The organism is Paenibacillus polygoni (assembly GCF_030263935.1).
In the GTDB taxonomy this organism is placed as follows: domain Bacteria; phylum Bacillota; class Bacilli; order Paenibacillales; family Paenibacillaceae; genus Paenibacillus; species Paenibacillus polygoni.
This window is the reverse complement of record NZ_CP127162.1, coordinates 361,723-382,446: the sequence shown is the minus strand read 5'-3', so window position 1 is coordinate 382,446 and position 20,724 is coordinate 361,723. Positions and strand designations below refer to the sequence as shown.

The following is a 20,724-nucleotide window of genomic DNA, read 5'->3' as shown; positions in this document are numbered from 1 at the left end:
CTGCTCTGTCTTATCATCTGGACACGCCTCTGATATAAGACTATAATACATGGTTGTAACACCTTAACTTTATAATGTACTCAAGGGGTGCTGGTGAAGCCGGCTGAGATAGTATCCGTGAAATACGTGCAGATACGTACCCTGTAACCTGATCTGGATAATGCCAGCGTAGGAATGGAGAAATATATTTTTGGGCTTACTATTACATGAAGAAGTATACCCATTCCCTTACGTACAAGAGCATCCCGATCTGGGATGCTTTTTTTATGATGAAAAGGTAGCTTTCAGGTGCATTCTAAAGACATCTAAGATATCTAAAGGAGAGGGAAACATTGCAGAAAAAGTTAGGTATGTTCTTGCTGCTTGCTATGCTTACCATTGTTACCGCCTGTGGTAATGCCGGCAATGGCAGCTCGGGAGCACAAAGCGGGGCAGGAGAAAACACAGAGGGTGAATCACTCCGCGATATTAAGGTCGTCCTAGATTGGACCCCAAACACGAATCATACCGGTCTTTATGCGGCGGTAGATCAAGGATTTTACAAAGAAGAAGGATTACATGTTGAGATTATTCAGCCTGGACAAGCGGGTGCAGATACCATGGTCGCTTCTGGTGAAGTGCCTTTTGGAGTAAGTTATCAGGAAGGTGTCACTCAGGCTCGTACCCAAGGAGTCCCTATTGTGTCTATCGCAGCGGTAATCCAGCACAATACATCCGGCTTTGCTGCTCCTGCTGATCGGAACATCAAGTCACCTAAAGATTTTGAAGGCAAAACTTATGGCGGCTGGGGTTCTCCGATCGATTCTGCCGTTCTTGATACGATCATGGGTCTCGAAGGCGGCGACGTAGATAAGGTCAAAAACGTGAACATGGGCGATGCCGATTTCTTCACAGCGATCAAGCGTGATATTGATTTTGCATGGATCTTCTATGGCTGGACTGGAATTGAAGCGGAACTGCGCGGTGAGGCTATTGATATGTTCTATGTCAAAGATTACTCTGAAAAGCTTGATTACTATACACCGGTTCTGATCTCGAATGAAAAGACGATTAACGAAGACCCGGAACTTGTAAAAGCATTTATGCGTGCAACTACGAAAGGTTATGAGTATGCGATCGAACATCCAGAAGAGGCAGCCGGTATTCTAAGCGCTGCTGTGCCCGATCTCGATAAAGATCTAGTGCTGGCCAGTCAGAAATGGCTGAGTCCTAAATATCAGGATGATGCTTCTCGCTGGGGTGAGCAAAAAGCAGAAGTATGGCAGAACTACTCCGATTGGATGGTAGAGCACGGGCTTCTCGATCAACCGCTGGAAGTAGAAAAAGCGTACACAAATGAATTTTTACCAACTGAATAATTGGGTTGTTTCCTACTTGTGAAGAAAGAGAAGGTGATTCATCTTGGCAAAAACACTACTCAGCATTCAGGTCATACCGAAAACACCAAATGGAGAAGATTCCATTCCTTATGTAGACAAGGCCATTGAAGTTATTCAGCAGTCCGGACTTACATACCAGGTCAATCCGCTCGAGACCACACTCGAAGGAGAACTTCCAGAGCTGCTTGAGCTGGTCCGTCAAATGCATGAAGTACTGATTGAAGCAGGCAGTCCGAGTGTAATCTCTCAGATTAAAATCGCTCATTATCCTGGCGGAATCAGTATGGAAGGTCTTACGGAGAAATATCGCCCATGAGTTCTTGGTGGAAAAGCGTATGGCCGCCTCTTATGGCAGTCATCCTCTTCTTAGCGGTGTGGCAAATTGCCGTGCCGCTTTTTCATATTGAGAAGTGGATCCTGCCGAGCCCGGCTGATATTACAAAAGAAGCGATTGCAGAGGCTGCAAGTCTCACCCAGCATACCTGGGCTACGGTGCAGCTGACTTTACTTGGATTCTTCATTGGTACGGGTGTCGGCCTTCTTACAGCGATGCTGCTCCATTTGGTCCCGTTCTTGAAATCGGCCTTATATCCGCTGCTTATTCTCAGTCAAAATATACCGACGATCGCTCTGGCTCCTCTGCTCATGATCTGGTTTGGCTTTGGGCTGCTTCCGAAAATCATTGTCATTACGCTGGTTTGCTTCTTCCCTGTTGCCGTATCTACCATGGATGGACTGACGCAGACCGATCGGGGAATGATGAACTACATGCGAATGGCTGGAGCAAGTAAAGCGCAAATTTTTCGAAAATTAGAAGTACCCCATGCCCTTCCATCGGTCTTTTCCGGCGTGAAAATTGCCGCTACCTACAGCGTAATGGGTGCTGTCATTGCGGAATGGATTGGAACCGATCGAGGCATCGGTTATTATATGATGCTCCAAAAGTCTGCCTATCGTACCGACCGCGTGTTTGTTGCGATGGCAATTATCGTCCTCTTAAGTCTGGTCTTATTTGCGATGATCGCTCTGCTGGAGAAAATACTTGTCCGCTGGCGAGGAGCAGATACGAAATAATATTTAAATACGATTTCTGAAGCAGTTTCAGCAAATGAACAATTCATTTCGGAGTGGAAAGGAGATAACTGCATATGAATGTACCCGCTCTAGAAGCCAGAGAGATCGCTCTCTCCTTCCGAGAGAAGAAGAAAAATCTCCAGGTCCTTAACGATATTTCTCTTACGGTTCAGAAGGGAGAATTCGTCTCTATTGTCGGTCCTTCCGGCAGCGGCAAGAGCTCTCTATTCCAAATTATTGGCGGTCTTCTTGCTCCCGGGGCAGGAAGTATTCATATGAATGGAGAAGTGGTAACAGGAGAACGAGGGCATATCAGCTATATGCCCCAGCAACCGGCCCTTTTTCCTTGGCGTACAATCTTAGATAATATTAAGCTTTCTAGTGAGGTCGCTCCTCAAAAGCATGCTGCTAAGAGCGGGAAGCTTAATGAAGATGAGATCCTCCACTGGATTAGACAAGCAGGCCTTGAAGGTTTCGAACATGCCTATCCCCATATGCTCTCTGGCGGGATGCAGCAGAGGGCCGCTTTTGTACGCGCGCTGCTGAGTCCTCAGGAGCTCATGCTGCTCGATGAGCCGTTTAGTGCGCTCGATGCGCTCACAAGAAGCGAGATGCAGGAATGGCTGCTCGGTATATGGGAACAGTACCGCCGATCGGTGCTTTTTATTACTCATAATATTGAAGAAGCGTTACTACTGTCTGATCGAATTTATGTATTTTCCAGCCGGCCTGCCACCGTTCTTCATGAGATTCAGGTTCCTTTTGCGAGACCAAGACAAGAAGAAATTACCGAAAACCCTGACTTTCTTGCATTAAAGAGACAGATGTCAGGCTGGTTACGTGCGGAAAAAGAACGAAGCCGCTCATTGTAATCTAGACAAGGAGGTGAAGAACACTTGCAGCAAGCCGAAGATTTTGGATGTCCGGTTATTGATGCACATATTCACCTCGATCAGTATGAGGATGATATACAGCCGCTGCGGTTGTCTCTTGCTCCCAATGGAGTGAAAGCCCTAATTGCGGTATCAACCCAGCTCGCCTCTTGCCAAAAAATAGAGAGAGCTGCTGCAGCTGCGCCTGATATAATCTATCCAGCCTATGGATATCATCCAGAGCAACCCATTCCAAGTCCAGAGCAGCTGAATGAACTGCTGGATTGGATGGAGAATCACACGGATTCCATGATCGCTGTTGGGGAGGTTGGACTTCCCTACTATTCAAGGTTAGAAGCGGAGAAAGCAGGACAGCCTTTTGATATGGACCCTTATATCTCCATGCTGGAGCAGTTTATTATGTTTGCTAAGAAGCATAATAAGCCAATTATTCTCCATGCCGTGTATGAGGATGCAGATATCGCTTGTGATTTACTGGAGAAGCATCAAGTAAAAAAAGCCCATTTCCACTGGTTTAAAGGGTCCGATGATACCATCCGCAGAATGGCCGAGAATGGGTATTATATTTCGTTTACACCGGATCTTGTGTATGAAAAAGAAATTCAGGATCTGGCAAGCAAATATCCGCATGAACAAATCATGGCAGAGACCGATGGTCCATGGCCTTTTGAGGGGCCTTTTGCCGCTCATAAAACCCATCCCCGGATGGTAAAAGACGTGATTCGTGCCTGGTGTGATGTCACTGGGGTTAAGCTTGAAATCGCGGCAGAACTGTTTTATAAGAACACAAAACAGTTTTATAATATTTAGATGGTCTAGCTGTGCTGATATAGCTAGTCCGTTATCCTGATTACATAGAATGAACAAGACCCCTGCATAAGTTTGGGGTCTTTTCGTTGATGGTATCATTTTTGAAGGCTTGAAGTGTTTTGGTGTTTTGATGTTTTGATGTTTTGATGTTTTGATTTTTCGTTATTTCCGATATATTCGTTATTTCGCTATGTTCATTATGATCGTTATATAGATTGTTTTCACTGTTTTCGTTGTTTTCGTTGTTTCCGTTGTTTTCGCCGCTTTAGTTACCCTTTCCATCCACCACTTTTCCTTTTCAAGCAGGGAAGTCCTAGACTATTGTTTCCCTAAGATGAACCGCTTAATATTTGAATTGTCTCTAAGGTCACAACAAGATATGATAAGCCTACATTTTTGTAAGCACTTACAACTCATCTGCAGAAGGAAGGACGAGAAATATGTTCCCTGCCAAGAAAATGAATACACTCCGCAATCAAATTTTTATCGGCTCCATGTGTGTCATGATGTTAGTACTCGGCTCTGTCGGACTCCTTATGTATAACCAGGTCTCCGTCCTCTTACGAAATAATGCAGAAAGTCATATTCAGCAAACCGCGGTTCAGGCTGCAGGAAGACTGGACGTTCTGCTCAGCCAGATCGATACTTGGACTTCTCAGGTCGCTACAGATGCTTCCATTCAGCGATGGTTGGGACAAGAATTGGCTGGGGAGAAACTAGGTTTCAAGGAAAGACAGTATCTGCAGGAAGAAGTTCGTAAACTAGAAGCTTATGCGACCTCTATTCGGTCCATCGAAATTTACACCAATGATTACCGAAGATTGCTGCCGCTTGATGATGTTTTACTGAGCGAGCGTGTAGCAAGAGAGGTAGTAGACAAGGCAGATGAAGCTCAAGGACGCCTCGTGTGGTTTGGGATTGACCCTAATGATGCCCATAGTGTAATAGCCGTTCGCAATATTCGTCTGATTCAGCAATCCTTTACTAAAGCGGGTTACCTTGTCGTACGGATAGATAAAGACTACTTTCAACTAGACGACAGCAGTCATGCGAGTAATAAAAATTTGGAGATCATAAGTCTGTATGATCAGAACGGAAAATCCATTTCTCCTGGTAATCCTGAGGTAGAATCTATCGTGTCAAAGAACAGTAATCAAACGTCAGTTCAGATTAATGGTGAATCTTATATTTTAGTAAATAAACATTCCGAAAAAACAGGTTGGAATCTTACTATTTTATCCCCCTCTAATTATATGGCAGAAGGAATCAGCGTGCTGCGGACCGTAATTGTATTTTCTGGCATTGGAGGTGCCCTGCTGTTTGTCATTCTCAGCTTTATTTTATCCACGCTAATTACGAAACCGATTCTGAAAGTGATCAAAGCGATGCGAGGATCTGCCAAGTTTGGTACACTGCAGCCAAGTGAGGCTGCAAGCTCATCCACACTAGAAATTATAGAACTCAGCAATTCGTATAATCAGATGGTGGAAACGATGAATGAACTAGTCGAGGTTGTCTATCAAAAGGAAATCTTACAAAGCCGTACAGAACTGAAAGCACTCCAAGCTCAAATTAATCCCCATTTTCTTTTTAATACATTAGAGGCATTCTACTGGGCCCTCGATGAAAAAGGGGAAGAAGAATTAGCAGATTCCGTTGTCGCCATGTCGGGTCTATTTCGCTATGTCATCACTAAGAATGAGGAAGATGACTGGGTAACCATCGAAGATGAACTAACTCATGCAGAACGTTATCTCACTATTATGGACATACGAATGGGAGACAGGCTCTTCTGGAATATAAGTTGTGACCCTTCCCTGAAGGCGATACCTATACCAAAGCTGCTGGTTCAGCCGCTCGTAGAAAATGCAATACTCCACGGCATTGAACAACAAATTGAGCCAGGAAACATCGAGATTAGAGTAACCCCCTCTATTAAACCTGGCTACACCATGATCAGCGTGACAGATACGGGCCCTGGCATGGACCAAGATCAAGTTACTGATTTATATATGGCGATGAAGGAGGGATTCTCCACTTCTGCAAAAGGGAAAGGCATTGGACTAGCCAATGTATACGGCAGACTTAAGTTATGTTATGGGTCCGAGCGGAGTGAAATACACATAGAGAGTACAAAAGGAAAAGGCACCACAATTACGCTGACTCTGCCAAATGAAAACAGGGAGGGATTCATTTGATGAAAACGATACTCGTTGTAGATGATGAACCAAGAACCAGGGAAGGAATTCGAAAAACGCTGGAAATATGGTCTTCGGGTCATCACGAAATCATCACCTCATCCAGTGCAGTTGAAGCGCTGGACTGGCTCTCCTCTTACAAAGCACAGCTCATTATTACAGATATAAGGATGCCGGAAATCAGTGGTCTTGAGCTTATTGAACAACTGGGAGACTCACCTCATCATCCTTCTGTGATTGTCATCTCAGGACATGCAGAATTCGATTATGCCCAAAGAGCATTACGGTACGGGGTAGTCGAGTATTTACTCAAGCCGATTGATAAAAAGAAGTTAATTGCGGCGGTTGAACTCGCACTGAAACGGAATAACGATTTTGATCAGATTGAACAAATGAAGCGCCTGGTTGATGCAAAACTCATTGAGACAGCCCAAGAAGACCGTCTGTACAGCGAACCAATCAAAGAAGCAATTCAATATTTAGATCAGCACCTTCATGAACCTGTTTCTTTGCGTGATCTTTCCTTGGTCCTTCATATGAACTCCAGTTATCTAAGTGTACTATTTAAAGAACAAACCGGGCTTACATTCAGTAATTATCTGACCCGGAAAAGAATCCAACGTGCTAAAGAATTACTTGCAGGGACAAGGCTTTCCATTGCGGAGATTTCCGAACAAGTCGGTTACCAAACTTCGAAGTATTTTGTAAAAGTATTTAAATCATCTGAAAATACAAGTCCCGCAAAATACCGCAGACAAGTAATAGACAATATCGGTGAAAAGATCCAATAAAAGTGGTACTTGTTCTAAAACCTCTTCCGTTATGCGCTTACAATAACTTTGCTACAATTCAGTTAAGCGGTTTCAAACCGACGAAGTAATCCATAACAAGGGGGATGTACATATGACTAAACCTAACACAAAGTGGGTCACACTTATTCTTTCGTTATGTCTTATGCTTGTAGCTGCTGGTTGCAGCGGCGGCGGATCAGGATCAGCCGGAGGTTCACAAGAAGGTGATAAAACGACAGTGACATTTATGCATCTATGGCCTGAAGGCGTTTCGGCAGGACAGAATAAAATTGTTAATCAAATTATTGAGGAATATCAGAATGAACATCCGAATGTAACCATCAAAACAGAGGTGCTGGATAACGAACAATATAAGAATAAACTTAAGGTTCTGTCCGCTTCTAATGAATTGCCGGATGTCGGGGTAACCTGGGCGGCTGGTTTTATGACACCTTACGTAGAAGGCGGTCTCTTTACGCCGATTGATGATCTTTTGCAGGGTGAACTTAAAGATAAATTTGTTGAAGGAACAACGGAAGCCTTTGCCATAGACGGTAAAACCTATGGTCTTCCTTTAGAGTTTAATATTACGCCCGTATTTTATAATAAAGCGATCTTTGAACAATATGGTCTAGAAATCCCGCAAACCTATGAAGAGTTAAAACAAATCATATCTACGTTAACTAGCAACGGAGTAGCTCCGATTGCGCTTGGCAACAAAGACCGCTGGACTGGATCACTGATCTACATGTTCCTTGCTGAACGTTTTGCAGGACAGGAAGCTCTAGCTTCAGCAATTAACGGAAAAGGGTCATTTGCAGATGAAGGACTGATGAAAGCAGCAACTGAGGTTCAGTCGCTCGTGGACAGCAATGCTTTTATTAAAGGATTTAACGGTCTCTCTAATGAAGAAGCCAAATCCGAATTCTTAAACGGCAAAGCAGCTATGTATGTCATGAGCACCTGGGAGCTTCCAAACTTTACTACAAACGAAGATATCCCTCAAGAATTCCGTGACAGTGTTGGGTTCTTTAAGTTCCCTGAAGCAGAAGGCGGAAAAGGAGATATTAACAGCTGGGTTGGAGGACCTGGAGTAGGACTATTCGTCTCTGAGGATTCCAAAGTAAAAGACGAAGCCAAAAAGTTCACTGAATATTTTGTTAGCAAATGGGGAGAACAGTCCGTGACAGGTGCAGGGGTAATCCCGGCAACTAAAGTAGACACAGCTTCCCTTACCCTTCCACAGCTTTACATCGATCTATTTAACGAAATGAACCAGGCAACTAGCATCACTTTGTATGCGGATGTTCAGATGCAGGCTAATGCGGCTGAAACACATCTAAATCAGATTCAAGCCTTATTCGGAAAAGCCATCACTCCTGAAACATTTGCAGCAGAGCATGACAAAGTACTTTCCGGCAGCAAGTAACACCAAGAACTTCGCATAAACAAAACACTTCACAGTCTCGGTAACGAGGCTGTGAAGTGTTTATACACTACGGAAAGGGGTCATCATCTATGGATCAAGTGATGTCGAATAAGAAAGTCATTGCGCTTTATGTGTTACCATCCCTGTTATTGATTCTAGGCATTGTCTATATTCCTATTCTACTAACAGGTTACTATGGACTGAATGAATGGAATGGAATTGGAGCTATGAAATTCATCGGTCTCGATAATTATCAAGCCTTGATACAGGACAGCAAGTTCTGGAACAGTGCCTGGCACTCTCTGCTTCTTGCCGTCTTCTCCGGTCTTAGTCTCATACTCTATTTAATTGTTGCAATGGTCGTTTCCGCACGCATTAAAGGGGCAAATTTGTTTCGTAAAATCTATTTAATTCCTATGCTGCTCTCTTCTGTAGCGATTGCGCAGCTTTGGCTTCGAATGTATAACCCAACGAATGGGATTATTAATAGTTTTCTAGTTTCTTTAGGCGTAAGCGATCCCCCTGCATGGCTTGCAGAACCGTCACTCGTTCTCTTTGCGATCTTTATCCCAATTATTTGGCAGTATGCAGGATTCTACATTCTTATTTACTACTCTGCACTAAAAAATATTCCGACTTCGCTTGAAGAAGCAGCCAAGATCGATGGTGCGAATGCCATGCAGATTGCTTGGAAAATTAAGCTTCCTCTCATTATGGAAGTGATTAAAGTAACCATCGTTCTATCCGTGGTTGGTTCACTCAAGTATTTTGATCTGATCTATGTAATGACAGGCGGCGGACCGAATGGAGCAAGTGAGGTTATGGCCTCGTATATGTACATCGAAGCTTTCAAATCCTATAACTTTGGATATGGCAGTGCAATTGGTTTCTTCCTGCTTATTATCTGTCTTGTGGTCACTTGGATCATTCGGAAATTGACTGCTACAAAAGAAACGATCCAATACTCATAAGGAGGGAATATTTCATGATATCAAGCACTCCAAGCCAGCTTAACAGAAAAGTAAATCATTCCGGTTCTGGGGCAGCTAAGAAAATGGGATATAGCCTGCTTTACCTTATCCTAATCATGGTTGCCGTCTTTCAATTGTTTCCGCTTGTCTGGTTATTCTTTTTCTCATTAAAAAACAACCAGGAAGTGTTCAACCTTCCCCCTCTTTCCCTGCCGATGAATCCGCACTGGGAGAACTATGCCAAGGTATGGGGAGCTGGGAATATTGATATTTATTTTCTGAACAGTGTATGGATTACAATAACTGCGACGGTGTTTACGGTGGTACTTGGCAGCCTGGTTACCTTTGCGATCACCCGCATGAAGTGGAAGGGAAGTTCCTTCGTGCTCGGGCTTTTTATGGTGGCCATGATGATACCTGTCCATTCTACACTCATACCGCTCTTTAATATTTTTAACAAAATCGGATTAAATGATCATCCATTGTCTTTGGTTCTTACTTATACAGCCTTTAATATGCCGATTACCATTATGATTCTGCTTGGTTTTTATTATGCTCTCCCAAAAGAAGTAGAAGAAGCATCCGTCATCGATGGATGTAATGTAAATCGCATGTTCTTTCGGATTGTGCTTCCGATGACAAGCTCTGTCATCGCGACGACGGCGATTATCAATATGATTTATAACTGGAATGAATTTATTTTTGTGAATACCTTTATTAGTTCTAATGAATATAAAACCCTCACGGTGGGCGTTCAGAACTTTATTGGACAATACACAACAGACTGGGGAGCGATCGGGGCTACGCTGATGATCAGTATCCTGCCTATTCTTATTGCTTACCTGTTCCTCAGTGACCGGATTGTCGAAGGAATTGCAGCGGGTTCGGTGAAAGGCTAAGGGACACGTTCATTCATTTATATAAGCAATCTCTTCCCGCAGGGGTGAAAAAGATTTGAAACACTCAAGTCTTTTTCACCCCTGCGGGTTTATTTATGCAGCGTTTCTAACAGTTCGATCAACTGAACAGAAAAAGAGACCTTTCGGTCTCCTTTAGCGCGCTTTTATAAGATTAGGTATATCAAATGTCCTATTCCTCGTCTGCTTTATAGATAAAATAATCAAAATATCTCTCTCCAAATGGGGTATAAGAATATCTCTCACTTCAGCAGACAGTGTAAGAGATGGACCGGAGAGTCTCCAAGTGAATTTCGCCATAAATTCCACAGTAGATAAAAAAGGGCTGTCTCCATGTCTAAAATGTACCCCTTGTAAAGGACATTTAATAAAAGGTTAGCCAACTTCTTTAAGCTGCTGTCTGTATTTTGCAGGCGGCAGCTTCTTTAAATTCCATTGCCCTCGATAATGATTGTAGTAAATCATGTAGCTCTTAATTTCTTTTTTTACTTCTTCTAACGTTGCACATGCTTTTATATTTGTTTCATCTTTAAAATGCCCAAAGAATGATTCTTGTGGCGCGTTGTCCCAACAGTTTCCTCTACGAGACATCGATTGACCTAAGCCTAGATTCTTCACAAGCTTTTGGAATTGCGGATTTGTATAGTGAAATCCTTGATCCGAATGAATAAACGCATCGTTGGTTAGATGACGATGTTTCTTTAGTTGATGAAGTGTGTTTATTGCAATCTTTAAACTCAGCGTAGAAGAGACCTCATAGGCGAGAATTTCATTGGTTTCAGCGTCTTTAATTGTAGATAAATAGGCTCGATTTCCTTTCCCATAAGTTAAATACGTAATATCTGTTAACAGTACTTTACCAGCCAGACCTTGCTTAAATTTTCGGTTTAACTTGTTTTCACAGGATCGATGTTCTTTTGTTGCTTTTGCCATACGGCGTGCAGGATTCGCTTTGCGAATAGGGCAGTAGATATTAAATTTATTCATCACACGACGGATCCGCTTAAGATTGTAGGTGATACCGTATTGATTTTTTAACGTCATTTTGATTTGCCGTGCACCCTTCTTTCTTCCCCGGAAATGGTATGCCTTCAAAATGATTTCTTTTACTACTTCATCTGCTTCATCCTGTTTCTGACGAGCCTGCATTGCTTCTTTACTGAAATAGCGATAATAGCCTGAACGTGAAACATGGGCGATTTGGCAAAGATACCGCACGATACGTTTTAATTGATATTTATCGATGATTTGATGAATCAACTCGAATTTTTGTGTAGTCGTTATGTTTATTTCTTTTTTCTCATCTGCCTTTCGAGTAGATCGAGCTTTTTTAAGAATTCGTTTTCTGCTTCTACCAAGTTCAGCTTTGCTTCTAAGCGGGCATATTTTTCTTCTAGACTTAATTCACGCTCTAAAGGGCGACCTGACGCATGTTTTCTGGCATCTTCTAATCCGATGAGCCCGTGATCTTGATAAGCCGAACGCCAACGATTCGAAGCTTTATGAATCCGTGTAAGACCAAGGGCTCCAATGTCAAAACCAGCCTCCAGAAAAATTTCACTCGGGATTTTTCCTTTGTCATATTCATCAATGAAAAATCCTTTAAATTCTTCTGTGTACGTAATGGCTTTTGCACTCACGTTTTTGACATACGGATTTAATTTTAATTGTGCCTGTTGTTGGTTTGTGAATATTTTCTTTGTCATTTCAGTTACCCCACCGCTCGTTTTTTCTTGATTATAAACAAAAATGCACCCTAATAAGATGACTTTTTTCAAAGTGTCTATCTTATAGGGTACATTTTAGTCAAGGAGACAACCCTTTCTCATTTCGTTTATCGTTTCATGAATCCCTTACGTTCAAGGAAAGATTTTAGCTGAAGACGAGCAGGCTCCGTCAGTCGTTTCGTCATCATCTCAGACCAGGTAGCAGACTGCTTCCCATTAGAACGTTCACGCATATAAGCAGATAAGGTCTCATCATACTCTTTTACCCCAGCCATAGACTGCTCTTTGTCATATCCATTTCTATGCAAAACAGCTTTCAATGGAAGACGCGGACGCAGCACAGGTTCCTGATCGGGTACACCAAGACACATACCAAATACGGGATACATGAGCTCAGGAAGACCCAGCACATTTGAAACTTCTTCGATGTTATTACGGATTCCGCCAATGTATACAACACCGAGTCCCAGCGATTCCGCTGCCACAGCTGCATTCTGTGCAGCGAGAGCTACGTCAATGGTAGCCACCGTAAAGTTCTCCATCGTATCTTCGTAGGTTTCTGCCCCTTCCGCCTGTGTTGCAGCGGTTTCGCGAAGTCTGTACATATCTGCACACCACACGAGGAAAACAGGACACTCGTTTATATAAGCTTGATTCCCCGCAAGACCTGCCAGCTTGGATTTCAGCTCCGAATCCGTAATTGCTATCACACTATAGGCTTGTACGTTACTCGAAGAGGAGGCCATCTGCCCTGCCGCTATGATCGTTTCCAGCTGTTCCTCTGTCACAGGTTCATTTCTGTATTTTCGAATAGACTTGTGATTCATTAGTAGATTAATGGTGTCGTTCATTTTACATTCACCCCTTCTATTTAACCTTTAGATAATTTTCAATGTCCTGCGGGACTTCATAATACGTGCCATCAAGCCCGCTCAGTACATGTCCATCCCCAATATATACAAGATCCACGTTTGGAAAATGCATAAGAACGGCTTCTTTGGCACTCTCCGGATCAATTCCCTGAGTTTCCTTAGGCGGGTCAATCGCCTTGCCCTGGTTTAAGAGAGCTATCATAGCCGATAATTCTTGTTCATCCGTGATGGTCTTAGATGCTTCTTCCTGGCGAATCAGCACTTCACTACTTCCTGTCAAGCTATCCGCATAGGGCGGTAATTCTTCCTTCTGCGAACAAGCAGAAAGAATCAGGATGAGTAACACGCCTAACATAAGACCGTATTTCTTCATGATGTCTTTTCTCCTTCCTAGATGTGATCATTATAGAGATGTACTAAGTACATTACCCATTTCCGATCTTGTTCTATCTCTGGTCTATTTTCTAACCTCTCTTTACAGGCAACAGACATTATTTATAAAATCATTTCTGCTCCATTCTTTTATTTTAGCACGAAATGATATAAGTGTTGTGATGAGGAACATCTCCGCATCTAGGAACTTATTTCGACATTATGTAGTCTATAGAGTAGTGAGGTGAGCAAGCTTGGATTACAGCGATCTTAAACATGCAGTTACGCTGGATAACGATACTTTATATCAAATCATGGACGACTTTGGTAATGACGTATGGAATTATGCTTTTTTTCTGACCGGAAGCCGGGACCATGCCGATGATATTTCGCAAGAGGTTTTTATTAAGGCCTATCAAGGAATTCACACCTACCGGGGTGAAGCTTCACTCAAAACATGGCTGATCACCATCACACGAAATACAGTTCATTCCTACCGAAGATCACGTTTCTTTCGTCAGAGCCTCGGCAGTAAACTTTTCTCGATAGATGATGAAAAAACAGCGGAAAGCAGTGCTTTATCGTCACATAGCCGAATAGCCCCTTCTGCCGAATCGATCGTCATGGAACAGCACTATGAGGATTCGATATGGGAGATTATTATGAGCTTGTCTGTCAAATCGCGGGAAGTACTCATTCTTGCTTTAAAATATGAAATGAAAATTCATGAGATCGCTAAGATCCTCCACATATCAGAAGGTACAGTGAAATCACGTCTTTCCAGAGCAAAGGAAAAAGTACAAAAAGAACTAGGGAGGCGGGCAGAATGACAAAACATCATGAAGAGTGGGAAAAACGGGTTAAAGAGGATCCTTTTGCAGATGAACCTTTCACTGAAGAGCATAAGCGGCAAGTCATTCAGGCGGTGCAGCGCATTTCTCAAACACCGGCTCCCAAGAAAAAAAACGTTTGGCTAAGACGCATCCTGCCGAGTGTCGCTGTATGCAGCACTCTTATAGCCGCAGTATGGTGGTTTCTGCCCGGTACGGAACTTACACCCAGCCAGCCAGAAATGATCAGTATGAGCGAAGCTGGCCCATCTACCGAGTCCACAGCGGAATCAACAGATAGCGAGCCTTACGCCATGACTCAGAAGGAAACGAATAGAAACGCTACACCACCTGAGGAGAGGGCAGACTCGTTACTTAAAGAGGAGCAGTCCAAATTAAGATTCTCGGATCAAGAACTTTGGTTACAGGATCGGGTTAATGAAGCGGATCTGATTGCGGAGCTAAAAATAACAAATTTAAATCAGGATGAACTTGGTCTGCAAGCAGATGTTGAGAAAATCTTGATCTCACACGTAAATGAGGTGCCGAGCGCACTAAAAATCAACCTAAGTGAGACAGTAAATCTGACTACTATTCCCCTTGAGACAGAAGATCGAGTCTTGCTTTTTCTGAAGAAAACAGAAAAATTAGATACGTATCATCTAGCAGGAGAAGCCCAGAGTATATACGTGGTTTCAGCAGATAACCTGGTGTCTTCCATCGGATCTACACCGAATTCTTTAGCTATGGAAGAAATCCCTTATGATGAATTTATAGAGAATATAAAAGCCCTTGAGGATCAATGATCCTAAGGGCTTTTGGTCTTTTAAATTATGCAAGTCCGAATAAATGTACGAGTGCAAAACCAAGAAGTGATAACAGAATCGAACCGATCCCGCCTGCAATAAACGAAGGCAGTCCTTTTTTTCTAAAGGTAGAAAACTGAACACCGAGTCCAAGACCGGCCATCGCCATACCGATTAAAAGATAAGAAATCGTAATGATACCAGAAACCATGGCAGGTGGGATAATACCCAGTGTATTTATACCGCTCATCACCAAGAAACCAACAATGAACCAAGGAATAGGGATATCACGAACACTCATTTTTGCGCTCTCGCCGTGCTCAATGCGCTCCTTACGAGCACTCCACATCCCAATCACGATCGCAATCGGAACAAGCATAGCAACGCGGGACAATTTAACGATAACCGCCAGATCGACTGCACTTTGTCCGCCCGGATCTGCTGCTGCAATGACATGGGCGATTTCGTGAAGTGTTGCACCAGAGAAGATGCCGTATCCAGATGCAGTGAGTCCAAGTACAGGGTACAATAGCGTATAGAGTAAAGTGAAAATGGTGCCAAGAATAGCGACCGTTGCTGCACTTATCGCTGTATCTTCATCACTTGCCTTTAACTGAGGAGAGATCGCAACCACGGCAGCTGCTCCGCAGATGGCCGTTCCGCAAGCCGTTAGTATACCCAGCTTTTGATCCACTTTGAAGACTCTCGTCAGTACATAGACCACCACGATAGCAAAAATAATATTGATTATGGCGATAGCCAGTACTTTCGGTCCCGCTTCAATTACGTCTGCGAGGTTAAGTCTTACTCCCAGCAGAATAATCCCGTACCTGAGCAGCTTTTTACTGGAGAATGATATGCCGCCTGAGGCGTTCTCAGGAATAGGGAAGAATGCCCTGTAAAGCATCCCCAGCAAGATCGCAAGTACAAGCTGGCCCATAATACTTAAAAAAGGAAGCATTGCTAAAAATCTTGCGACAAGCGCGATAGCAAGTGTAATACCAATCCCTAGGAAGAAGCCTTGTTTATTCGGCCCTCTTTGGGGTGCAGCCATAGATTTGCTCATTTTCAAACACTCCTTGTTTAACCTAGATGACTTCTGTGTGTTCTCATTTCTTTACTATAGTGGATCGTGTTTCCCTAGTGAAATACCGATATGCTATGCCAATCATTACAAATACTTATGATTGAAATAACAATGGACTTCTCTCATCTCAAAGCAAAACAAAAATCAAAGGAGAAAAATGATGATTACAGATACTTTACGGGTATTCGTTACTGTTGCAGAGCTGCGTCATTTCTCTAAAGCAGCTGAATCGCTTAACCTATCTCAGCCTGGAGTCAGTCTTCACATCCGTAATTTGGAGAATGAGATGGGAGCTAAGCTGCTTCATCGTTCTTCAAAACAGGTCCGCTTAACAGAAGCAGGCGAAATTCTGTATAAGCATGCTAAGCAAATGATGCACCTGTATGATGAAGCAAAACAGTCCATCCGGCTTCTTCAGCATGAAGTCACTGGTCAGATTCGACTAGGTGCCAGCTTTACCATTGGTGAGTATATTCTTCCCGGCATGATTGCGGATTATGCGAAACAATATCCCCTTGTCAATATCGAAGTAACCATTCGAAATACAGAAGAGATTATGCGAGGAATTCGCGAAGGAATGTTGGATATTGGCCTAGTAGAAGGAAAAGTAAGTGCGGCAGAATGGAACGCTGTTACCCCTTTTATGAAAGACCAAATGATTCTAATCGCCCCTTCTGATCATCCACTGGCAAGGGAACGTGTCATCGAACCTAAGCAGCTTCAAGACCAAATTTGGGTGCTGAGGGAATCCGGTTCAGGTACACGTGCCTTTAGTGATCAGTTCATTGCAGAACACAGGCTTCGAGTTGTACAGACCTATTCTTTTTACAGCAGCCAAGGTGTGAAAGAAGCAGTTGTCTCCGGTCTTGGAATTGCTTTGCTATCCGAATGGATTGTACAAAAAGAAATCAAGTACAGAGAAGTAGCTCAAATCCATTTAAAAGAGCACCAGATGGAAAGAGAATTCAGCATGGTTCAATCCTCAGGTGTCGAGACTACGCTTGCTCATCGGATGTTTATTCAGCACTTGCTTACTTACATATCGTAGTTTTGGGCTAAGCTCGATCAAGACAGGATGTTTTTTTGCAGCTGACGAAGCGTTTGTATCATTTCAGGTTTTGCGGTTTCGAACTGCTTGTGTCGATGCCCATTTGCACCGGAAGGATGAGGGAATCCCCACAAATAATTGCCCGCTTGAATCATGTTTTGATGAATCATCTGACGCAGCACCTTCTCAACTGACTTTCCTAACGGGATAATTAGCGGCCCGCTCAGCATATTTATTTCTTGTGAAAAAGATTCAGCTGCTTTTTTATACAAAAATTCATGATTCGTTAATGAGGGCGAATGTCCGTTGTAGTTCTGTTTATCGACAAATACAGGGTACCGTAGTAAAGACGTTGTATGTAAAAGATTGCTTTTCGCATCAAATAAGTCACTTGCTTTTTCGACTCCGAAATAATGGGGTAACCCCAGCTCCTCAAGCATGCTGATGATATTTGTACGCATGGATCCAGCGAACCGGGCAGCTATTTTAGCTACTTTGCATGCTTCTTCCTCTGTCTCTCCTCTGTGCAAAGATTGTACCGCCGCTTGATAAGCCCGTTCCATCTGCGTCCAGCCTGGTGTAATGCCTACAATTATTATTTTTGCGAGCGGGTTGATGTAATCATTATGGGGAGCATAATACATTTCCAGTTGCCCTTCCCTCTCCAATAACAAGTCTTCAATTAGTAAATCCTGCTTTGAGTACTCCTCCTTGATCGGAAGCGACCGGATAAAGGATAAATAGGATTTGGATTGTGCTGTCAACATAGGATCTCCTCCGTTCTTTCCTGTTACAACTTCTTATTTCAACCATCCTATAACCAAAAAAGATATCCTGAGACTCGCTCAAAAGCCAGCCAGGATATCTTTTTTTCTAACACCCCACTGAGGCAGTTACAAGATCAAGCTTCGCGTAATGAAGCCCGGTCTGGAGTTTATTCACTGTTCCATCATCACCTGAGCCTCTACCTCAGTAACACAGTTTATAGTCTTACTTGCTTACAGCTTCACTCGCTGTAACCGCAGTGCATTTAGTACAACCGATACCGAACTTAGTGCCATTGCTGCTCCCGCAAGCCATGGAGCAAGCAGTCCCATCGCGGCAATAGGAATGCCGATGACATTGTAACCAAGGGCCCAAAACAGGTTTTGTTTAATATTCCCCATCGTACGGCGACTCATCATAATCGCATCAGGAATGCTGTTCAGATCACCGCGCATCAGCGTCACATCCGCTGCTTCCATTGCTACATCGGTACCTGTTCCCATCGCCATACCTGTATCTGCCGTAACGAGGGCCGGGGCATCATTGATGCCGTCGCCTGCCATCGCTACTTTTTTGCCTGTCTGCTGGAGTTTTTTCACTTCTTCCGCTTTGCCTTCGGGAAGCACTTCAGCCAGTACATGATCAATACCCGCTTCTTTAGCAACCGCTTCTGCAGTCCGCTTGTTATCACCTGTCATCATAACCACTTCAATACCCATTTCTTTGAGACGCTGCACAGCAGCACGGGAAGTTGGTTTAATGGTATCAGCGACAGCAACCGTTCCTGCCCATTTCCCATTGATAGACACCAGCATTGCTGTTTTTCCTTTTTCCTCTAGCTGCTTCATACCTTGGTCTGCCATCTTACTATCAACTTGGTGCTTTTCTAATAATCGGCGTGTCCCGATAAGCAGCTCTTGACCATTAACCTTAGCTTTTACCCCGTAGCCAGGAATATTCTCAAAATGTTCTGCTTCTGGGAAACGAATACCTTTAGCCCCAACTCCCTGCACGATCGCCTGTGCCAGCGGATGTTCCGAAGCGTTCTCGGCAGCGGCAACTAGAGATAGAAGTTCCTCTTCCGCCAGATCATCGCGAGTAATAACATCTGTTAATTGCGGTTTTCCTTCCGTTACCGTTCCTGTTTTGTCGAGCACAACAATTTCGATTTCTTGTGCATGCTCTAGATGTTCTCCACCTTTAAACAAAATTCCATATTCAGCCGCTCTGCCTGAACCTGCCATAATAGAAGTTGGCGTAGCCAGACCAAGCGCACACGGACATGCAATAACGAGTACTGCAATGGCTTTTTCGAGAGCATTTGCAAACTGTCCTTGATCTACAAAGAAGTACCAGACTGCAAAGGTTAGCACCGCAATACCTACGACAATCGGTACAAAAATACCAGAAATAAGGTCAGCAATCCGCTGAATCGGTGCTTTTGAGCCTTGCGCTTCTTCCACTACTTTAATAATTTGAGCAAGGGCTGTATCGGACCCAACTTTTGTGGCCCGAACAGTAAGCGCACCGTTTTTGTTAATAGTAGCCCCAGATACGTTGTCCCCTGGTTTCTTATCAACAGGAAGACTCTCCCCGCTGAGCATCGACTCATCCACAGAAGAGGAACCTTTCTCAATGACTCCATCCACAGGGAATTTCTCACCAGGCTTCACAATAAATAGATCGCCCGCAACTACTTCTGATGCTGGAATCGTCTTCTCTTCTCCGTCACGTATGACAAGTGCCGTTCTTGGCGCCAGCTCCATCAAACTGCGGATGGCCTGAGATGAACGTCCTTTAGCAACACTTTCGAACCATTTCCCAACAAGAACGAGCGTAATGAGGATGGCACTTGTCTCATAGTACAGTTCAGCACCATGATGTCCGCCTTCTATTGTCCACACAATGCTCAAATAAAGGCTGTAGAAGTACGCTGCCGAGGTTCCGAGAGCGACAAGAACATCCATGTTTGCACTCTTATTGCGAAGAGCACCATAGGCTCCTCTATAAAATTGCCATCCAATTATAAACTGGATTGGTGTTGCAAGAATCCACTGGAACCAAGGATTCATAAACAGATTAGGTACATAAATCCATGAGGTGAACGAGAAATGACCTACCATGGCCCACAATAATGGGATAGACAGGATTGCGGAAATGATCCACTTCCATTTTTTACGCTCCAGCTCTTTCTGACGGAGATCTGCAATATCTTCCTTCGCTTGCTGCGGAAGAGCGCCATAGCCGAGCTGCTCGACCTTTTTCACAAAATCAGATGAACTTGCTGTACCGGAAGCATATTCAATATGGGCGGTTTCCAGCGCCAAATTCACATTCGCCTTGGTAACCCCAGGCATTCGGCTGAGTCCTTTTTCAATTCGAGTGGCACAGGCGGCACAGGTCATTCCCGTAATGTTTAGATCCACACTTTCAACAGCCGTTCCGTATCCAAGAGAATCGATTTTATTCTTCAGATCATTTACACCGACCGCTGCAGGGTCATATGTAACCGACGCTTGTTCCAGCGCCAGATTCACATTCGCTTCCTTAACCCCTTCCATGCGCGACAGCCCTTTCTCAATTCGGGTCGCACAGGCAGCACAAGTCATACCTGTTATATTCAGTTTGGTTTTTTTATCCGTGCGGTTTACTTCTGTCGATTCATTCATTACGATCCATCTCCTTTATACCCCACAGGGGTATATATGTGAGGTGAAAAAAGCAGCCTTTATCTGACTGCTCTTTATATGATAAT

General features: G+C 43.6%; 19 protein-coding genes, 1 pseudogene and 1 riboswitch. Of the genes and pseudogenes, 14 read left to right on the top strand and 6 right to left on the bottom strand.

The annotated features are described in order from the left end of the window. Nucleotides 1-73 precede the first annotated feature (73 nt). A riboswitch (TPP riboswitch) is annotated at nt 74-192 on the top strand. Nucleotides 193-332: 140 nt separating this feature from the next. The 11 genes and pseudogenes from QPK24_RS01945 to QPK24_RS01895 form a co-directional block, all read left to right on the top strand. Further along, the gene (locus tag QPK24_RS01945) at nt 333-1,358 is read left to right on the top strand and encodes an ABC transporter substrate-binding protein (protein ID WP_407082945.1); all 1,026 of its coding nucleotides are present in this window, start codon (nt 333-335) and stop codon (nt 1,356-1,358) included. 43 nt (nt 1,359-1,401) lie between these two features. Further along, nucleotides 1,402-1,695 (top strand): thiamine-binding protein, encoded by a 294-nt coding sequence (locus QPK24_RS01940; RefSeq protein ID WP_285745714.1) that lies wholly within the window; start codon nt 1,402-1,404, stop codon nt 1,693-1,695. Next, entirely contained in the window at nt 1,692-2,453 is a 762-nt protein-coding gene (locus QPK24_RS01935; RefSeq protein ID WP_285745713.1) for an ABC transporter permease, read from the top strand. Before QPK24_RS01940 ends, QPK24_RS01935 begins: the two co-directional genes overlap by 4 nt. Nucleotides 2,454-2,527: 74 nt before the next feature. Next, nucleotides 2,528-3,325 (top strand): ABC transporter ATP-binding protein, encoded by a 798-nt coding sequence (locus tag QPK24_RS01930; RefSeq protein ID WP_285745711.1) that lies wholly within the window; start codon nt 2,528-2,530, stop codon nt 3,323-3,325. Between the two features lie 24 nt (nt 3,326-3,349). Then, nucleotides 3,350-4,156: a TatD family hydrolase gene (locus QPK24_RS01925; RefSeq protein WP_285745709.1), complete on the top strand. Its 807-nt coding sequence runs from the start codon at nt 3,350-3,352 to the stop codon at nt 4,154-4,156. 440 nt (nt 4,157-4,596) lie between these two features. Continuing rightward, nucleotides 4,597-6,354 (top strand): cache domain-containing sensor histidine kinase, encoded by a 1,758-nt coding sequence (locus tag QPK24_RS01920; RefSeq protein WP_285745707.1) that lies wholly within the window; start codon nt 4,597-4,599, stop codon nt 6,352-6,354. Next, entirely contained in the window at nt 6,354-7,145 is a 792-nt protein-coding gene (locus QPK24_RS01915) for a response regulator transcription factor (protein ID WP_285749019.1), read from the top strand. Before QPK24_RS01920 ends, QPK24_RS01915 begins: the two co-directional genes overlap by 1 nt. Before the next feature lie 112 nt (nt 7,146-7,257). Further along, nucleotides 7,258-8,574: an extracellular solute-binding protein gene (locus tag QPK24_RS01910; RefSeq protein ID WP_285745705.1), complete on the top strand. Its 1,317-nt coding sequence runs from the start codon at nt 7,258-7,260 to the stop codon at nt 8,572-8,574. Between the two features lie 89 nt (nt 8,575-8,663). Next, nucleotides 8,664-9,545, top strand: coding sequence for a carbohydrate ABC transporter permease (locus QPK24_RS01905; RefSeq protein WP_285745703.1), 882 nt, complete (start codon nt 8,664-8,666; stop codon nt 9,543-9,545). A 14-nt stretch (nt 9,546-9,559) separates the two neighbouring features. Then, nucleotides 9,560-10,444, top strand: coding sequence for a carbohydrate ABC transporter permease (locus QPK24_RS01900; protein WP_285745701.1), 885 nt, complete (start codon nt 9,560-9,562; stop codon nt 10,442-10,444). Between the two features lie 228 nt (nt 10,445-10,672). After that, nucleotides 10,673-10,780 (top strand): annotated as a pseudogene (locus QPK24_RS01895) (helix-turn-helix domain-containing protein); the annotation flags it as partial. Nucleotides 10,781-10,837: 57 nt separating this feature from the next. Here QPK24_RS01895 and QPK24_RS01890 read toward each other — a convergent pair. The 3 genes from QPK24_RS01890 to QPK24_RS01880 all read right to left on the bottom strand — a co-directional run bounded on the left by QPK24_RS01890 (nt 10,838) and on the right by QPK24_RS01880 (nt 13,434). Beyond that, a protein-coding gene (locus tag QPK24_RS01890) for an IS3 family transposase (RefSeq protein ID WP_407082980.1) occupies nt 10,838-12,168 on the bottom strand; the annotation gives its coding sequence in 2 pieces (ribosomal slippage) (nt 10,838-11,799 and nt 11,799-12,168; 1,332 coding nt in all). A 128-nt stretch (nt 12,169-12,296) separates the two neighbouring features. After that, nucleotides 12,297-13,040: an oxygen-insensitive NADPH nitroreductase gene (nfsA, locus tag QPK24_RS01885; protein ID WP_285745697.1), complete on the bottom strand. Its 744-nt coding sequence runs from the start codon at nt 13,038-13,040 to the stop codon at nt 12,297-12,299. Nucleotides 13,041-13,056: 16 nt separating this feature from the next. Further along, nucleotides 13,057-13,434: a hypothetical protein gene (locus tag QPK24_RS01880; RefSeq protein ID WP_285745696.1), complete on the bottom strand. Its 378-nt coding sequence runs from the start codon at nt 13,432-13,434 to the stop codon at nt 13,057-13,059. 253 nt (nt 13,435-13,687) lie between these two features. On the opposite strand from QPK24_RS01880, the gene QPK24_RS01875 reads away from it, so the two are divergent. Together QPK24_RS01875 and QPK24_RS01870 are read left to right on the top strand one after the other, a co-directional pair. Beyond that, nucleotides 13,688-14,263 (top strand): RNA polymerase sigma factor, encoded by a 576-nt coding sequence (locus tag QPK24_RS01875; RefSeq protein WP_249717291.1) that lies wholly within the window; start codon nt 13,688-13,690, stop codon nt 14,261-14,263. Continuing rightward, the gene (locus QPK24_RS01870; RefSeq protein ID WP_285745692.1) at nt 14,260-15,069 is read left to right on the top strand and encodes a hypothetical protein; all 810 of its coding nucleotides are present in this window, start codon (nt 14,260-14,262) and stop codon (nt 15,067-15,069) included. The genes QPK24_RS01875 and QPK24_RS01870 overlap by 4 nt, the downstream gene beginning before the upstream one ends. Nucleotides 15,070-15,094: 25 nt before the next feature. Here the strand turns inward: QPK24_RS01870 and QPK24_RS01865 are convergent, their stop codons facing one another. Further along, complete coding sequence (locus QPK24_RS01865; protein WP_285749015.1) at nt 15,095-16,123, bottom strand: YeiH family protein; 1,029 nt, start codon at nt 16,121-16,123, stop codon at nt 15,095-15,097. 193 nt (nt 16,124-16,316) lie between these two features. Here QPK24_RS01865 and QPK24_RS01860 point away from each other — a divergent pair, with 193 nt between their 5' ends. Then, complete coding sequence (locus QPK24_RS01860; RefSeq protein ID WP_285745690.1) at nt 16,317-17,204, top strand: LysR family transcriptional regulator; 888 nt, start codon at nt 16,317-16,319, stop codon at nt 17,202-17,204. Nucleotides 17,205-17,221: 17 nt separating this feature from the next. On the opposite strand, the gene QPK24_RS01855 is transcribed toward QPK24_RS01860, so the two are convergent. Together QPK24_RS01855 and QPK24_RS01850 are read right to left on the bottom strand one after the other, a co-directional pair. Beyond that, nucleotides 17,222-17,971: a uracil-DNA glycosylase family protein gene (locus tag QPK24_RS01855; protein ID WP_285745688.1), complete on the bottom strand. Its 750-nt coding sequence runs from the start codon at nt 17,969-17,971 to the stop codon at nt 17,222-17,224. A gap of 231 nt (nt 17,972-18,202) precedes the next feature. After that, on the bottom strand, nt 18,203-20,638 hold the full coding sequence (locus tag QPK24_RS01850; RefSeq protein ID WP_285745686.1) for a heavy metal translocating P-type ATPase: 2,436 nt from the start codon (nt 20,636-20,638) through the stop codon (nt 18,203-18,205). Between the last annotated feature and the right edge of the window lie 86 nt (nt 20,639-20,724).

Coding starts and splice junctions, on each gene's coding strand:
- QPK24_RS01935 (WP_285745713.1), top strand. CDS start 1,692: ATGAGTTCTTGGTGGAAAAGCGTATGGCCGCCTCTTATGGCAGTCATC.
- QPK24_RS01930 (WP_285745711.1), top strand. CDS start 2,528: ATGAATGTACCCGCTCTAGAAGCCAGAGAGATCGCTCTCTCCTTCCGA.
- QPK24_RS01920 (WP_285745707.1), top strand. CDS start 4,597: ATGTTCCCTGCCAAGAAAATGAATACACTCCGCAATCAAATTTTTATC.
- QPK24_RS01915 (WP_285749019.1), top strand. CDS start 6,354: ATGAAAACGATACTCGTTGTAGATGATGAACCAAGAACCAGGGAAGGA.
- QPK24_RS01910 (WP_285745705.1), top strand. CDS start 7,258: ATGACTAAACCTAACACAAAGTGGGTCACACTTATTCTTTCGTTATGT.
- QPK24_RS01905 (WP_285745703.1), top strand. CDS start 8,664: ATGGATCAAGTGATGTCGAATAAGAAAGTCATTGCGCTTTATGTGTTA.
- QPK24_RS01900 (WP_285745701.1), top strand. CDS start 9,560: ATGATATCAAGCACTCCAAGCCAGCTTAACAGAAAAGTAAATCATTCC.
- nfsA (WP_285745697.1), bottom strand. CDS start 13,040: ATGAACGACACCATTAATCTACTAATGAATCACAAGTCTATTCGAAAA.
- QPK24_RS01880 (WP_285745696.1), bottom strand. CDS start 13,434: ATGAAGAAATACGGTCTTATGTTAGGCGTGTTACTCATCCTGATTCTT.
- QPK24_RS01870 (WP_285745692.1), top strand. CDS start 14,260: ATGACAAAACATCATGAAGAGTGGGAAAAACGGGTTAAAGAGGATCCT.
- QPK24_RS01865 (WP_285749015.1), bottom strand. CDS start 16,123: ATGGCTGCACCCCAAAGAGGGCCGAATAAACAAGGCTTCTTCCTAGGG.
- QPK24_RS01860 (WP_285745690.1), top strand. CDS start 16,317: ATGATTACAGATACTTTACGGGTATTCGTTACTGTTGCAGAGCTGCGT.
- QPK24_RS01855 (WP_285745688.1), bottom strand. CDS start 17,971: ATGTTGACAGCACAATCCAAATCCTATTTATCCTTTATCCGGTCGCTT.
- QPK24_RS01850 (WP_285745686.1), bottom strand. CDS start 20,638: ATGAATGAATCGACAGAAGTAAACCGCACGGATAAAAAAACCAAACTG.